Origin of the sequence: Aerococcus sp. Group 1, assembly GCF_000193205.1 — a bacterium.
Lineage (GTDB): Bacteria > Bacillota > Bacilli > Lactobacillales > Aerococcaceae > Aerococcus > Aerococcus urinae_A.
Genome location: NC_015278.1, coordinates 1,867,164 through 1,882,432 on the forward strand (window position 1 = coordinate 1,867,164; position 15,269 = coordinate 1,882,432).

The window sequence follows — 15,269 nt, forward strand, 5'->3', positions numbered from 1 at the left end:
AAATATTATTAATTTCTTTTTGAAAATCCCAAAATAAGTAGGTAAAGACTCATGGTTAATGGTTTTGGTCATGCTCCCTAGCCACTGTTAGAAAGTAGTCAGCCAGGGTGAGACCATACTTCTTTGCTTGATTTTTTAGGTAATCTCTTTCTTCTCGAGTTACTTTCATCCCTATATCGATGTTACGCTTCCGCCCTGTAGCTGGACGACCACGAGGGCGTTTCTTTTTGTCTGTCACTGTCTATTCCCTGCTTTCCTTTATCATTTAATACGCTAACAATAAATCACCAGACTAACGCCTAACCCCCATGAGAGAGAAGATTTTGTCACTAAACCAAGTTTCTTTAAATATCGCAAAGCACTTAAAGTTATCTCGACCAATTAATGAGTATATTTTAATTAGGTATGTTTAAGATCCACTTTAATAGGAATCAGTAATGCATCTTCAGAAATTATCAAGTCATCAAAAGACGATGCCTTGGGAATTGAATTACCTTCTTTTTTAGCAATAATTAACCATCCTTCAAGAAGATACTTAGCCATATAGAGGGCATCGTTCATATCTTCACCGAAAGAATACGCGCCATCTAAATCTGGAAATTCAATAGTATATTTGCCTCCTGATGGAGTAAAGATGGCATAGTATAAATATATAGCTAACTTCCTTTCAGATTAACCCCGCATGTGCGAGAAAAGCTCTTGACCTTTTACCACACTACCATAGTAACAACTATCATCATGAAGTTGTATGTAGTAACGCCTTACTTTTATGCGCAAAATATGAACATTTATGTAGTAGTTATGAATTGATGTTAGTAAATATAACAAAGAAGACAAATAAAAAAGTCACACAAATTAATGTGTTGCTAAAGAATGTTTGTTATATATTAATAAAAACCTGTCAGCTTAAACCACTGATAGACTCAATAGCTAACGCCTTTACTATATAATAAATAACCAACCTCCGCTAGAAAAAGCCTACCAAATATATCAAAAGATCAGACTTAATAACCGCTATTATTAAGCTACTTAAAGCGTTGATAAACTTGATACAATAACACTATATAGCAAGGTGTTAACACTTATACTATATCATAAACTAACAACCAATCGTCTGTAATGTGCAACTCACGAACGCCCTGCCAATCACCGCTTAAAGCGTGATCTTTATACTTTGTCTTAAGCAAATCTTTGTCTTGAGTTTGCAAAGCTTGAACAGCTTCCTTAACTTTTATCATATCAAAATGTTTTTTCTGATACTTTTTAAATCGTCTTTTAAATTTAGGCGATTGAACAATCTTAAACATCGGCGTTCATCGCTTCCCACCAGTCTTCCACACTTTCAAAAGTTTCGCCTTTGCCTTGCTCGATTTCAGCTAGCGCTTCTTGAATGCTGGTACGCTTAACGTCAAAAGGAATCCCTTGACAAGCATTAACTTTCTTTAGATACATTGTGATCGCTGTAGACATGTCAAGGCCCAAATCATCAAAAATAGCCTGTGTATTTTTCTTTAGATCTTCATCAACCCGAACATTAATAACGGCTTTTTTAGACATGCTTATCCCTCCTTTGTATACATTGTATGCACATTAGATATACAAGTAAACCTTTATACCCTATCTTTAGAATTGGTCTGACGCGGGAAAAACTCATACTCGATATCTTTAAAATCGACATACACAGGATCACCCCCGCATGTACGGGAAAAAGACTAAAGCTTTTCCTAGTATTTATAATTCTCTAAACGTTTGGTTTGTGTCTGGCCGCGATGCAAGAAATAACAAGGCCGACCCTTATGTTCACTCAAGGAGCCCAGCTGTTCCTGGCAATTCGGACATAATAGGGCCTTGTCGCGTCGGCCAAAGTCATATTCAGCTTCAATAATCCGGTGAATTTGTAATTTAATCAGATTACCACGGCCAACCTTCCAATAAACACATAAATCATGCTTGCAGTGCATGCAAGACACTAAGAGTGGGTGGGCATTCTTTATTTTTCCTGTCCTAGAATTTTGATAAGTCATCATTCCCCTCACTCCCTCCTTACTTAGTTAATAAACTGTTTTCTTTAATCAAATTGAGTCTGCCAATTCTCACTACGATAAGCTTGAAAGCACATAGCAATTTGTTCTGCTGTGGTTCGTTCTGGATCCAGATCTGGCAATTGGTCGGCTTTAAAGTACTGACTGTCACTGGTTTCAATATTATCTTGGTAATGCCCACCTAAATCCTCACAAAGATAAAATATCTTCACAATACTATAAGCGTAGGGAGGTTGGTTATGTTTATCGCGATCTTGGACAGCGATTACCGATTTTACCCTAACCTCACGACCAGCTTCTTCCTTGGCCTCTTTAACTGTATTTTTCATCGGAGACATATTCATCTCACACCAGCCCCCAGGCAAAGACCATAAACCATTGCGTTCTTTGACCAATAAGATCTCATCATTTTGAATAATGGCTGCCCGAGTATCCACTTTCGGGGTTTGGTATCCTTCATCCCCACAAAAGAGATCTTGAACTTTTTGCCAGCTTAGCTGAGTTTTCTTTGCCATAATTTCGGCTGCAATATCGCGAATCCGTTGGTAACGCTCTCGGTCAAAATCATCCCGCCCATAATGCAAACCCGCCTGGGCAATACTTTGTAGTTCAATGGCTATCTCGACTAATTTGTCTACTTCATCCATCACGGTCACCCTTTCTTTATTTCTTTAAGCTTAGCGATCCAAATAGAAAAAACAAGCCAGGCCTTATAGCTTAGCTTGCTTCTCACTTTAAACTCATTTATCTATCGGTCTTTTAATTTATCCAACCCAGTAAATTTCACTAAGTCTGTGGAATAAATCCTCCGATTGATGACCCGGGTGGAACCCTTCTCGTATTGGTTATTAAAATAGTCAAAATAAGTCCCCGGGGTCATCACTCCCACCATGAGGAATTGGTCCAAGCCAATAGCTCCAATAATTTCATCACAGAAGAGGACACAATTACTCCCAAAAACAAAATAGGTCTTATATTGACCGGATTTAAACTTATACATGGCACAATCGGTTGCCCGCTTCAAACGTCCGCCAAAGGAATCCCACTGGCTCTCAGTTTCTGGCGCCCAGGGGACCAGTAAGTCATCGATTTCGGCTAATTTTGCTTCTAAGGCTTCCTTCTGCTCTTGGTTCAATTCAATATCATACTCAAAAATAGTAATCCCATTTTCCAATTCAAATTCGATACTCTTCTGATGGTCAATCTTACACAAGACCCCTTCCCCAATCGCCCGGAATAAATGCCCCGAATCGACGTCATGGTTGCCATAAGAATAAACCGTCCCATGGTAGGCAATATTTAAGTGCCCGATTAAGTCGAGATGAGCATTGGAGGTTTGTACTAAGACCTGCAGGCTGTCGACCGCACCTGTTTCATTTTCTTCCATGTAGTCATGGTAGGCACTACTAAAGGCAAGTTCATCCTCTACTTCTTGGCGGATAAAGTGATTTAATTTATTGGCTAAGCGATTAGGTTCCAACAAATTAAAAACAATCGGTACTGGGAAACGAAAACGACGCTTGATCTCTTGGTCTTGCTCGCGATTAGGTAGATTTTTTCTGGCATCGGAAATGTAAGTCAAGCCAATAAAGACCAGGTAGAGACCTAACCAGAAGAGCACATTATGGTCTTGGATCGGTAAAAATAAACTCGCCAGACCAAAAATCAAGTGCACCAAAGCAAATAAGAGTCGCTTGAGTCGATCAGGGACATGGTCCATCCGCATTAGGCAATAAGTCACAAAGGAAACCAGGCCCATGAGTAATTGATAAATACCAATTATCCGCATCAGAAAGTAGGTCGATGAAATAGGAAAAGACAACATGACGAATGCAACGAGCACTTGCCCCAGGGCTACAAAGAGTTGGAAGAGCCGATTCTTAGCTCCGTTAGCATTTTTATCAAAGATCACCTGTGATAGTATGCGAAAGATCCCTTGTAAGCCAATGATCCAAGCTACTAAATTATTCAATCGTAATAAAGCCTGTCCCTGCCACAAAATAAAGGCGAGTCCAGCTAGTATCCAGAGAATCCCCGAAATAAGATGAGAAATCTCCCATTTATTTGCTTTCAAACAGCCACCGCCTTCTACACACAATTCTTCAACCTCAATATTAGAGTGTCCTCACTCTATTTGATCAATTCTTTTCTAGGACTGACTCATAGATATCTACCATAGCCCGTGAGGCATTCTCCCAGGAAAATTGCTTGGCATAGTCCTGTCCCCTGACCACAACATTCTCTACCACTTCTTCTTGATCTAAAAGAGCCAAGCATTGATCCAGGGAATCCAGGTCATCTTGTTGGTAGATCAGCCCATTGTCTAAATGTTTAATTTGTTCCTTAGTGGGTGCCGATTCAGCAGCAATCACCGGCAAACCTGAAGCCATGGCTTCAGTAATCACTAAGCCCAAGGTTTCACTTACCGAGGGAAAGATAAAGGCATCAGCACTTGCATAAGCCGCTGACAGTTACCCACCATGCAAGAAGCCGGTAAAAGTCACTGGCAAATGGGCAAATTTTTCTTCCAAGTTCGCTTTTTCTGGACCATCTCCTACAATGGCTAAGTTGACATCATCGCGAGTTTCTAACCATGGAAGTAAGCTATCAATTTCCTTTTCTGCAGCCACCCGACCGACAAAGAGCAATAGCTTATCCCTCTTTGAATCAGCCGTCAACCGTTGACGCATCTTTTCTGAATAGAATTTAGGGTCACGCTGGTCTAAGTCCACTCCCTTAGGCAGAATGACTAAGTTCTCAATGGCATTGTCATCCAATAAGTCATACATGGCCTGGCTGGTCACCATATTAGCCGCAGCTAAATTATGCCAGTGGCGCAAATAGGACCAAATCACCGGAGATAAAACATCCAAATGATAATAAGCAAGATATTGAGGAACATTGGTATGGAAGCTAGCCACTAAAGGAATGTCCATCTTCACCGCATAATGAATACCGGCTGCCGCAAAGCCCACTGGATTGACCGAGTGTACAATATCTGGTTCATCAATTTCCAACTGCTTTTGAATATCCGTTGAGGGGATTGCCCAGGGACGGTAACGATAGAAAGGAAACCATACCGATTTAAAAGGAATAATCAAAGCATCCTTATATTGGACGGGCATGTCCTCCATCTCGGGAGCGTAGATAAGCACTTCATGCCCGCAATCCAACATATAGTCAATGGCGTGAGTCAAACGGGTAACGACACCATCCGTTGCCGGCAAAAAGGTTTCCGTAATGATAACAATCTTCATGGCATTACTTCCAAGATGGTGAATTCATGATCACTTCTTGGTGGGCACGGTCCTTGTTCTCTAAAGCCAAGTCCAATAGATTCTTGGTGACTTCATCGGTTAAGTAATGTGGATCAAGACCTAAGTCCTTCAACTCAGTCATCACGGCATTAAAATAATGTTCTTCTTCTTCCACACGAGGATTAGCCACATGATCAATGACAGGATTTAAGCCCATTTCTTTGGCCACTTTTTCCACCTTATGGGCCATATCCATGACTGAGAATTGTTCCGTCATTTGGTTAAAGACACGGAACTCTCCTCGCTCAGCAGGGTTCAGAGCAGCAATTTCAATACAACGAACGGTATCTTCGATATTGATAAAGCCTCGAGTTTGACCACCCTTACCATAAACCGACATTGGTAAGCCATTGGCGGTTTGAACCACAAAACGGTTAAAGACCGTCCCAAAGATGCCATCATAATCAAAGCGGTTGTAAAGGACAGGGTCCATAGCGGTTTCTTGGGTATTGACCCCATAAACGACTCCTTGGTTCAAATCGGTTGCCCGAATTCCCCAAGACCGGCAAGCAAATTCAATATTATGAGAATCATGAACCTTGGTTAAATGATAGAAAGAACCTGGCTTCTTAGGATAAAGCATGCGGTCACGGCGGCCCTTGTGCTCAACCTCTAGCCAACCCTCCTCGATATCAATATTGGGCGTCCCATATTCTCCCATGGTGCCTAACTTAATCAAATGGCAATCCGGTGCATAGTCATGGATAGCGAAGAGCACATTTAAGTTCCCTAAAACATTATTGGCTTGGGTATAGCGGGCATGTTCAAGGTCAATCATGGAATAAGGTGCAGAGCGCTGTTCTGCATAGTGAACAAAGGCTTCTGGCTGAAACTCTTGAAAGACAATAGAAATAAAATCATAGTGGTTTAAGTCGCCTTGGTAAACAGTAATATCTTTACCGGTTAATTCTCTCCATTTGTCAACACGTTCGTTGAGGGAGGCAATGGGCGTGATGGAATTGGAGTTGAGCTCCTTATCGTATTGCCGACGCACTAAATTATCGACAATCGCCACATCATGACCCTGTTTGGATAGATATAAGGCGGTAGGCCAACCACAAAATCCGTCTCCACCTGCTACGATGATTCTCATAATCACATTCCTCCATCATGAATATTTTTTAAATAATATAAATCCTTTAAACTAAATATAACACGATGAATTTACTTTTCAAAAAATATGATAAGGATTTTATGGAATCATTTTCTGCCATTAAGAGATCCCCTGTATATTCACTGAAGTCCCACCCTTTTCCTCAATATAAGTGGCAAGTCTTTTATGAAAGTTCAGCTGTAAAAGTGACCAAGGAAGAGCTGACAGAAGCTAATTAGTTTATAAGTCGAGCTAAGTTTGTTATTCTATACTTAGTTAATGTGTTACATCGTTAAGAGGAGGTAATGAATATGAAAGAAGTTACTATTGAAGAATTTCATAATATTGTCGAAAATGAAGATGATCTTAATATTTTAGACGTTCGTCCTCGCGAACTCTATGAAGAAGGTCACGTGCCTGGAGCCAAGCATTTCCCTCTTTCACAAATTGAAGACCATCTTGATGAATTAGACAAAGACAAGCATTACTATGCGATTTGCCATGATGGTAAAGGCTCTAAAAAAGCCACCGAAATTTTAGATGAACACGGTTTTGACGTCACCAACGTCGAAAAAGGCGTTCCAGACTACCCAGGAGAGCTGGAAAAAGCTTAAATCAATAAAGCATAACATAACAGGAAAAAGCCATGCTAGCTTTCCAGCCGCCATGGCTTTTCTTTTGGCAATTCTAAATAAATGACGTATTTTGATAAGCAATAAATGAAAAAATAAGCAAATAAGAGGCAGTAAGTAATGAAAGAAATTAGCAGTGATGCATTCTACCAAAAGATTAAAAACGGCGAAGAACCCAATGTGCTAGATGTTCGCGATCAAGCGGCTTATCAAGCAGGTCATGTTCCTGGGGCTAAACATTTCCCTCTCTCCCAAATCCAAGAAAATATGGATAAGCTCGATAAAGACAAACATTATTATGCGATCTGTAACAGTGGGAGAACCTCTAAACAAGCCAGCCAAATCCTAAGCCAGCACGGTTTTGATGTCACTAACGTTGAAAAAGGAACCCTTGGCTATCCAGGTAGCCTAGAAAAATCTTAAAGTCAGTCGTGCCTTAATATAATCATTAAAAACATGCTGTCTTAGTGGCTAGCATGTTTTTTGTATTTCAAAAAATATTTATGTTTATTTAGCTTATCATATAAAATTTCAAAAAAATCTATACCCAATCGAGAATAAGTTTGGTAGGATAGTTATTATATCAGGCGATCAAGCTTAATAAACTTTTTAGAATGGAGCATGATTATGACCAAGCGTCTTGAAAAACGGAAAATTGGTTTGGTTCCTCGTATTATTTTAGCCATTATTTTAGGTATTGTTGTGGGCCGCTTACCAATTGTTCCCGAATTTATACTACAGATTTTTGCGACTTTTACTACAATTTTCTCTGACTTCCTTAGCTTTGTCATTCCCTTTATGATCATTGGTTTTGTGGTCCAAGGAATTGCTGACTTGAGCCAAGGGGCAGGAAAATTACTGGGGATAACGGTCTTAACCTCTTATATTTCAACCGTCATCGGTGGTTTACTGGCCTATCTGGTTGCCAGCAACCTCTTTCCTCTATTCATCACGACTGACCTGGTTGACCAACTCAGTGAAGCCGGCGAAGGAATCAAGCCCTTATTCACTATTCCCTTAGAACCTTTCTTTGATGTGACTGGTGCTATTATCTTTGCCTTTATGATGGGGCTGGGGATTTCCTGGTTACGTCAACTCGGCCGCGGAAAAGTTCTCTATGAGGCCTTCAGCGACTTCGGAGGGATCATCAGTCAAGTACTGGCCACCATCATTGTACCGCTCTTACCGGTTTATATTTTCGGTAATATTGCCAATTTAGCCTACACGGGGACGGTCTTTGCGATTTTAAATGTCTTTTGGAAGGTCTTTATCTGCGTGTTGATTATGCATTTACTTTACATTACTTTCCTCTTCTTTGTCTTTGGGACCTATGCCGGCAAGAATCCGATCGAACTCATCAAAAATCAAATCCCTGGCTACATGACTGCCCTAGGCACTCAATCCTCAGCTGCCACCATTCCAGTCAATGTTAAATGTGCTTTAAAGAACGGGGTTTCTGAAGGGATCGCTAACTTTGTCGTACCGCTCTGTGCGACTATTCATTTAGCAGGATCGATTATCACCATCACTTCCTGCGCAACGACCCTGTTATTGATTTATGATATGCCACACGGTTTCTTGATGATGCTTGGTTTTATCCTCATGTTAGGAGTTGCCATGGTTGCTGCTCCAGGAACTCCAGGGGGCGCCATTATGTCTGCTCTACCTTTCCTACCTATGATTGGGATCGCTAGTCAGGCCATGCAACAAATTATGATCTCCCTATATATCACCCAAGATAGCTTTGGGACTGCTGCTAATGTATCTGGAGACAATGCCATCGCCGTCTTTATCGATAAAATCTACCAGGAAAAAATTAAGTCCAGTGACCAATAATTTGTCATAAGGAATTTGAAATATAATTAAAAAATGCTTCCGCATTCTAAGTGTTAGCGGAAGCATTTTTTATTTAATATAAGCCCAAATATTGAAAGAGCGGAACCAGAATAAGGGGGATGAAGGTAGCTGGCAACATGTTCGAGACTTTGAAATCTTTGACCTCAAAAAGACTAAGGCCAATCACCCCAATCAGAAGTGACCCAACCGCCGATAACTCATTGAGAGAAGCTTCCGGCAAGTAAGGAGCTAGCCACTGAGCTAAGAGCGCAATGCCCCCTTCATAACAGATAATCGGTAAACTGGCAAAAGCTGGACTCATCCCATAGGTTGCCCCAAGAATAAGCACAATAATAAAGTCCAAAATCGATTTAGCAAATAAGGTGGCATGGTCATGATATAGGCCGGACTGGATAGCTCCTACAATACCCATAGCACCAACACAAGTAATCAAAACCGCTGTGATTAAGCCTTCCGCAAATTGCGACTCAGGGTCTGGACCTGCAAGTCGACTTTTAATCCGATTGCCCCAGCGGTTAAGCCGGCCATCAATATCCATCAGCTGGCCTATAATGACTCCCACCACCATGGATAAAATGACGACGATAATACTCTTTGTGGTCAAGGCGCCTTGAATAGCGATCAAAACCACCGACAGACCCAAGACCTGATTAATGGCCTTAGCCAAATCATCCTGAATAAAATGCCCAAAGAACCTCCCCAAGACACCAGCTAGTAAAATTAAGCCAGCATTCACCAATGCGCCCGTTATTGCCATAAACTTTCTTCCTTTCTCCCTATCATTGTCCCAACAATCTGCCTGGACTAAAAACCCCTTTCTATTCAGACACGATTAATCATTACTAGCCAATATAAACAAATCGCCCCCAGTTGACAAGTCTTTTAGGCAAATATTTGGGTCACTTTTTTTGTCTGACTTTAATAAAAACAAAGCCCGACTAAGTAAACTTTTAAACCTGCTGTTTTCCTATAAAAACTTGCCCAGCTTACTGATTCCTTTGTCGCAAGGGAACAATTTTATGCTATTATATGTCCTATTGATTTGATTATAGAGAAAAATAAGCACGAAATAGACAGAAAGAGAAATGATCATGACAATAAAAACCAAAGACATTTTAATTATCGGCTTTGCCCTCTTTGCGATCTTTTTTGGCGCTGGGAATTTAATCTTTCCTCCTTACCTAGGGATCGTCAGTGGGGAAAGTTGGCTGAGTGCTGCCCTAGGCTTTCTCACCTCAGACCCCTTCTTTCCGATTTTAGGGGTCTTAGTGACAATCTACTTAGGGGGACGGGCTAATGACCTAGGTAAGCGAATCCACCCTCAATTCGGGACTGTCCTAGCCGGAATCGCTATTATCTTAATCGGGCCGCTCTTTTCAGTTCCGCGGACTGGTGCAACCACCCATGAGGTCTTTATCCAATCCCTATGGCCCAATATTCCGATTTGGCTAAGCAGTCTGGTTTTCTTTGCTTTGACCGCTTATCTGGCCTTAAATCCAAGTAAAGTGATTAATAATATCGGTAAATATCTTACCCCCGGGATTCTAATTATTCTCTTTTTCTTAGTTTTGGTTACCCTATTCAATCCGCCAGCAGCTGCAGCTCCCAGTCAAATTAGCCAAACCTTCGCCTATGGCTTTAAAGAAGGCTATCAAACCATGGATGCTCTAGGAGCCTCTTTAATGGCAAGCGTCGTCATGTCAGAATTAAGGGCACGTGGCTACAGCGACAAGAAGACCCAGATAAAGGCCGGCGCCTTAGTCGGACTAGTTGCCTTTGTTCTCTTAGCTGTGGTTTATCTCTCCCTGACTTACGCTGGTTCAACGGTTTCCAGCTTGATGAGCGCGAATATCGACCGCACGGCCAGTTTCAATGGCACGGTGACCGCGATCCTAGGGCAATGGGGGCACTTGATTATGGGAATTTGTGTAGCCCTCGCTTGTTTAACCACCGCAATTGGGCTCACCTCTGCCTTTAGTAACTTCTTTGTGGAAGTCTCCAAGGGACGTTGGTCCTACCAAGCCATCACCCTGGTAGCTGTCGCCATTGAATTTTTGATTTCTCTCTTAGGGACTAACCAGATCATTTACCTGGCTTCCTTTGTCTTAACCACCATCTATCCTATTTTCATGGTGCTGATTCTCTTCTCCGTCTTTGACCGAAAAATCAGCTATGACTTAACCTATACGGGAGCCGTTATTGGCGCTGGGGCCGTGGGTCTGACTCAAGCCTTGGCTGGCACTGGATTAGGGGTTTTCGAAAGCCTCTTTGGCCCACTCGCCCAATTCACTTACCAGCTTCCTCTTAGTCAACTGGGGTTAGAATGGCTTCTGCCAGCATTATTAGTCGCTGGCACCTTCAGTCTCTACGCTGCCTTGAAAAATAAAGAATCAGCAAGCCATTAATACTTAATTAACCAAGACCGCTAAGGCTTAGCAGATTGTAGCTAAGCCTTAGCGGCTTTTTTATTCAACAAAGGGCAATTGCTTTCTCTCCCGAGCGGACTGTGTTAGGATGGGATAAATAATATAAGAAGGAGTATGTTTGGATGGCTTTTAATTTGAATAGCTTAATGCAAGGAGCCCTGGGAAACTTTTCCCAAAAAGACCAGCAAGAATTGACTGAAGAATACGGCGATTTTCTTTTTAAAGATGAAGAAATTTATTCCGGCTACCAATTGATCCGGGACGCCATCATTTTTACTAATATTCGGATCATCTTAGTCGATAAACAAGGCGCTAGCGGGAAGAAAACTGCCTTCCGTTCCCTTTACCTCAGCCATATCGTTGATGTCGAAATGGAGAGTGCCGGCTTGGCCTTTGATGATAGTGAAATCACCATCACTTATCTCAATAACATTTACCGTCGCCCCCGTGAGGAAGAAACAGAGACGGTGACCTTTGAATTTCCTAAGCAAACTGACATCTTGCCGCTCTACCGCTTCTTAGGTAACCTAGTCGTAGAAAATCGCCGCGAGATTAACCAATAATACAGAAAAGAGTGTGCCCAGCCAATAAAGTCGGCTAGAGCACACTCTTTTTGTCTAAAGTATTGGATTAGGAATTGGCATAAGCCTTGCCCTCTTGCCCATCTCCTTCATAGTATTGGTCAAGGTTTAAGACTTTTTCGAAACGAGCAACTAGAAGGCCGGTAGAACCCGAAGCAGTGACGTTGGTTGCGGTTCTAGCCATATCGGCAATGGCTGAAATTGGAGTTAATACAATAATCATTTCTACCGGTAGGCCAATAGCAGTAAACATAGCCGTTGCAGTAATGGTCGCCGTGCCGGGAACGCCGACTGTCCCCGCTGATACTAAGAGGGCAACAACCACCATATAAAGATAATCAAGTAGACCAAAATCCAACCCTAGAGCATTAATGGTAAAGATAGCTAAGAGGACCGGCCAAGCTGCTGCACAACCTGGCATCCCAAAAGTTGTTCCAATAGAAGAAGTAAAGGAAGCGATATGTTCTGGAACCCCCATCTCCTTTTGGGCACTAACATTAGCAGGAACCGAGCCTACTGAACTTTGGGTTGAAAAAGCAATCATCCATACTGAGAAGAAACGTTTTAAATAGATCCAGGGATTCAGCCGACCCAAGAGGCCAATAATTGCCCCAGTAGTCACTGATGAATGGAAGAGAGTGACTAGGTAGAGAGTCGTTAAAGCTAATAATAGAGACCCTAAGGAGGCTAAGTTCAAGCCACCGACCTTGTCCGTTAAGAGCGCTAACACGGCATAGGGGGTAAAGCGGGTAATCAAAGCCGCTACTTTGAAGATCACTTGGTGGCCAGCATCGATAAAATCAGTGAAAGCCTTGATTTCTGCCTTATTTTGATAAGTCAGAATAGCAATCCCAACAAATAAGGAAAAGACAATAATAGGAATCACCCGGTTATTGGCTGCATCCTCAATAATATTTTGCGGGAAGAAATTAATCACCGCTTGGGTGAGAGTCGGAACTTCCTTAACTTCCACATTGCTGGGGAGGTCAATGTGCGCGTTACGCCCTACCCCTAAGGTCAAAGCCACAACAATAGTGGTCACTGAGGCTAAAACATTGTGCAAGGAAAGCACGCCGATAGTCTTAGCCCCAATTGTGGTTAAAGTTTTTAGGTTTCCTAATGAAGAAACCGTTGAGATAATCGAGAAGAAGAGGACCGGTACCACAATCGCCTTCAATAAATGAGCGTATATGGTACCAATCGCCCCCACGTAGGCCGTATGACCAGCAAAGACCAAGCCAGCGCCGATTCCTAAAAATGTCGCGGTCAAAACCCGCACCGTAAAGGATTTGCCCTGACTCGCCTGCCAGCGTAACACAAAGAATAATAATAGAATCGTAATTAATGCAAATACATCTACCATCAATGTCACCCCTTTCACTTACTTATAATAAGTCATTTTCAATAGGTCTATTATATATTTTTTTATGCCAGATACAAGCCCTTAATTTTTATGGGGTATGATCAATAAATTTTATCACTCCTTCATACTTATACAATATATAATTTTTTATCAGTAATTTATAGCTTTTATATAACCATTAATGATACTATGAAAATAATTATTACGAAATGGGGAATTTATATGAAGAAAACACTGTTATTTTTAACAAGTTTAGCATTACTTGCAGGATGCCAATCCAATGACCAAGGTGCCGAAGCTGAACAATCTAATTCAGCAACCACTTCGGTTCAGGAGAAACAAAATGATACGGATCCAAAGGACGTAGGTAATGCCCCTCTTGAAAATGTAGGAGACTATACCACGAGAAACGAAGCTAAAGCCACACTTCTAGCCATCCATAAGCCAGAAGGTAAGCAAGATATTGCTGACAATGTTTCTGTTTCAGTAAATGATATTAAAATTGTAGAATTATCTGATATTAAAAAAGATTCAATGTACGATGTTACTGGATACCAAAATGGTGATAAAATCATTCAAGTAAACTTTACTTTTGATAACCAGACCGATTCGCAAATTGATAATATTGGTATGCCTAAAATTGTAACTTCCTCCGGTGAACAAATTTCACCTTCAAATCTTATTGGCGATCACACTGTTCTGCCTAAAGCTAAGGTTGATACCGGCGCATTCGAAAAAATTAAAGATGCCGATATTTCAGGGATCACTTTAAATTGGGAACTATATGTTACCGAGCCTGATTTCCAAAAAATCCCATCCAATCCTTTAGAAATTAGTTTCTAGATCCAGTAAAAAGCACTTAAATTGCAGCTTTTATCAGCGCCATTTAAGTGCTTTTACTTATTTCTAATGAAAACCTTTAAGACAGTTCCCGTTTTAGGCGTTCACTTTCACTTTCCTTAGAAAGTTTTTGCGCTAAGGCAGGTGAAGCTAGGGAAGTAATAATACATACCATCATCACGATAGCGGTAGCCGAAGTCACTTGAGAAGCAAAAACGGCAGGGAGGGCGGCACCGATAATGGCTGGGTTAGCTACCGACATACCGGCTACATTCCAAATAGCTACACCATCGACACCATCATTGACCTTAGTCACATACTTATCAAATAAAATTAAAGGAAACATCAAGGCCATAAAGAGGACAGCCATTAATAAACCGGACAAGCCAGAGGAAACAGCATCCATCAAGTTCATTCCTACCCCTAAATTCCAGCCTAAAAAGGGCAGCAGTTTACCAATCAAGGGCGAGAAGAAATCTGCAAAATCAGGGTCAATATTACCGAGTAAGGCTCCTACAATTAGGGGGATAAAGATGGAAATAATGGGATCCCAATCTATCCCTGCACCGCCACCACTAGCAGTAAGGAGACTGAGAAGAATCAAGGGGGTAAAAGACATGCCCAGGATGCCGTAAATACCATAGACTGCCCCAAATTGTCGGTCACCGTACTCACTATGGATAGCTAAGGCAACGGCTGGATTGAGTGAATACATCACGCAAGCAAAGGTTAATAGGTTAATCCCTAGTACTCCTTCAACCCCAAACAGCCAATAAAAACTAAAATGTATAAGGTCGATAACACTAATTTAAAGACAACCATGGGTAAGTGGCGCTTGAGCAAAGGGCCGATTTTCTTAAAATCTAGGGTCGTTCCCGCTGCAAAAACCAGAAAACCAATGACAGCACTAGTTCCATTCTGGAAAGCAGCCTGGGTGGTTCCGCCAAAGACGTCGTACATTCCAGGGAAGAAAGAAATCAATAACATGGAAATAATCATTGGTACTAAGAAAGTCCCTGCTGGAATTTTCGCAATTTGTTTTAACATAAATACCTCTTTTCTTTTCTCCTATAACAAGCATGCTTATCATAGCATAGATGGCTTTGCTAAAGCGAATC

Annotated in this window: 16 protein-coding genes and 2 pseudogenes; 6 read left to right on the forward strand and 12 right to left on the reverse strand. The window is 41.4% G+C overall.

Features of this window, described 5'->3' with window-relative positions:
• Positions 1 to 55 precede the first annotated feature (55 nt).
• The 9 genes and pseudogenes from HMPREF9243_RS08700 to HMPREF9243_RS08735 all read right to left on the reverse strand — a co-directional run bounded on the left by HMPREF9243_RS08700 (position 56) and on the right by HMPREF9243_RS08735 (position 6,452).
• Positions 56 to 238, reverse strand: a complete 183-nt coding sequence (locus HMPREF9243_RS08700) for a plasmid mobilization protein (protein WP_041706262.1) — start codon at positions 236 to 238, stop codon at positions 56 to 58.
• A 161-nt stretch (positions 239 to 399) separates the two neighbouring features.
• On the reverse strand, positions 400 to 654 hold the full coding sequence (locus tag HMPREF9243_RS10770) for a type II toxin-antitoxin system HicB family antitoxin (protein ID WP_081456676.1): 255 nt from the start codon (positions 652 to 654) through the stop codon (positions 400 to 402).
• A gap of 428 nt (positions 655 to 1,082) precedes the next feature.
• On the reverse strand, positions 1,083 to 1,307 hold the full coding sequence (locus HMPREF9243_RS08705; protein ID WP_013669765.1) for a type II toxin-antitoxin system YafQ family toxin: 225 nt from the start codon (positions 1,305 to 1,307) through the stop codon (positions 1,083 to 1,085).
• Positions 1,300 to 1,557, reverse strand: coding sequence for a type II toxin-antitoxin system RelB/DinJ family antitoxin (locus tag HMPREF9243_RS08710; protein WP_013669032.1), 258 nt, complete (start codon positions 1,555 to 1,557; stop codon positions 1,300 to 1,302). The genes HMPREF9243_RS08705 and HMPREF9243_RS08710 overlap by 8 nt, the downstream gene beginning before the upstream one ends.
• Before the next feature lie 167 nt (positions 1,558 to 1,724).
• Positions 1,725 to 2,027, reverse strand: a complete 303-nt coding sequence (locus HMPREF9243_RS08715) for a hypothetical protein (RefSeq protein WP_013669964.1) — start codon at positions 2,025 to 2,027, stop codon at positions 1,725 to 1,727.
• 41 nt (positions 2,028 to 2,068) lie between these two features.
• A complete protein-coding gene (locus tag HMPREF9243_RS08720; protein ID WP_013669258.1) occupies positions 2,069 to 2,689 on the reverse strand; it encodes an NUDIX hydrolase in 621 nt (206 codons plus the stop codon).
• 101 nt (positions 2,690 to 2,790) lie between these two features.
• Complete coding sequence (locus HMPREF9243_RS08725; protein ID WP_013669614.1) at positions 2,791 to 4,116, reverse strand: HdeD family acid-resistance protein; 1,326 nt, start codon at positions 4,114 to 4,116, stop codon at positions 2,791 to 2,793.
• 64 nt (positions 4,117 to 4,180) lie between these two features.
• Positions 4,181 to 5,299 (reverse strand): annotated as a pseudogene (locus tag HMPREF9243_RS08730) (glycosyltransferase family 4 protein).
• 4 nt (positions 5,300 to 5,303) lie between these two features.
• On the reverse strand, positions 5,304 to 6,452 hold the full coding sequence (locus HMPREF9243_RS08735; protein ID WP_013669446.1) for an NAD-dependent epimerase/dehydratase family protein: 1,149 nt from the start codon (positions 6,450 to 6,452) through the stop codon (positions 5,304 to 5,306).
• A 311-nt stretch (positions 6,453 to 6,763) separates the two neighbouring features.
• Here HMPREF9243_RS08735 and HMPREF9243_RS08740 point away from each other — a divergent pair, with 311 nt between their 5' ends.
• From HMPREF9243_RS08740 to HMPREF9243_RS08750, 3 genes are all read left to right on the forward strand, one after another.
• Complete coding sequence (locus tag HMPREF9243_RS08740; protein ID WP_013669444.1) at positions 6,764 to 7,066, forward strand: rhodanese-like domain-containing protein; 303 nt, start codon at positions 6,764 to 6,766, stop codon at positions 7,064 to 7,066.
• Between the two features lie 138 nt (positions 7,067 to 7,204).
• Positions 7,205 to 7,507: a rhodanese-like domain-containing protein gene (locus HMPREF9243_RS08745; RefSeq protein ID WP_013669312.1), complete on the forward strand. Its 303-nt coding sequence runs from the start codon at positions 7,205 to 7,207 to the stop codon at positions 7,505 to 7,507.
• Positions 7,508 to 7,711: 204 nt separating this feature from the next.
• Complete coding sequence (locus HMPREF9243_RS08750) at positions 7,712 to 8,920, forward strand: dicarboxylate/amino acid:cation symporter (RefSeq protein ID WP_013669799.1); 1,209 nt, start codon at positions 7,712 to 7,714, stop codon at positions 8,918 to 8,920.
• 73 nt (positions 8,921 to 8,993) lie between these two features.
• Here HMPREF9243_RS08750 and HMPREF9243_RS08755 read toward each other — a convergent pair whose 3' ends face one another.
• Complete coding sequence (locus HMPREF9243_RS08755; protein WP_013669075.1) at positions 8,994 to 9,698, reverse strand: DUF554 domain-containing protein; 705 nt, start codon at positions 9,696 to 9,698, stop codon at positions 8,994 to 8,996.
• 334 nt (positions 9,699 to 10,032) lie between these two features.
• Between HMPREF9243_RS08755 and brnQ the strand changes: the two genes are divergently transcribed.
• Together brnQ and HMPREF9243_RS08765 are read left to right on the forward strand one after the other, a co-directional pair.
• Positions 10,033 to 11,346: a branched-chain amino acid transport system II carrier protein gene (brnQ, locus tag HMPREF9243_RS08760; protein WP_013668747.1), complete on the forward strand. Its 1,314-nt coding sequence runs from the start codon at positions 10,033 to 10,035 to the stop codon at positions 11,344 to 11,346.
• Between the two features lie 143 nt (positions 11,347 to 11,489).
• A complete protein-coding gene (locus HMPREF9243_RS08765) occupies positions 11,490 to 11,930 on the forward strand; it encodes a PH domain-containing protein (RefSeq protein ID WP_013669677.1) in 441 nt (146 codons plus the stop codon).
• 67 nt (positions 11,931 to 11,997) lie between these two features.
• On the opposite strand, the gene HMPREF9243_RS08770 is transcribed toward HMPREF9243_RS08765, so the two are convergent.
• A complete protein-coding gene (locus tag HMPREF9243_RS08770; RefSeq protein WP_013668876.1) occupies positions 11,998 to 13,311 on the reverse strand; it encodes a dicarboxylate/amino acid:cation symporter in 1,314 nt (437 codons plus the stop codon).
• Between the two features lie 222 nt (positions 13,312 to 13,533).
• On the opposite strand from HMPREF9243_RS08770, the gene HMPREF9243_RS08775 reads away from it, so the two are divergent.
• Positions 13,534 to 14,154, forward strand: a complete 621-nt coding sequence (locus HMPREF9243_RS08775) for a lipoprotein (RefSeq protein WP_013669822.1) — start codon at positions 13,534 to 13,536, stop codon at positions 14,152 to 14,154.
• A 76-nt stretch (positions 14,155 to 14,230) separates the two neighbouring features.
• Here HMPREF9243_RS08775 and HMPREF9243_RS08780 read toward each other — a convergent pair.
• Positions 14,231 to 15,198, reverse strand: a pseudogene (locus HMPREF9243_RS08780) (2-keto-3-deoxygluconate permease).
• Between the last annotated feature and the right edge of the window lie 71 nt (positions 15,199 to 15,269).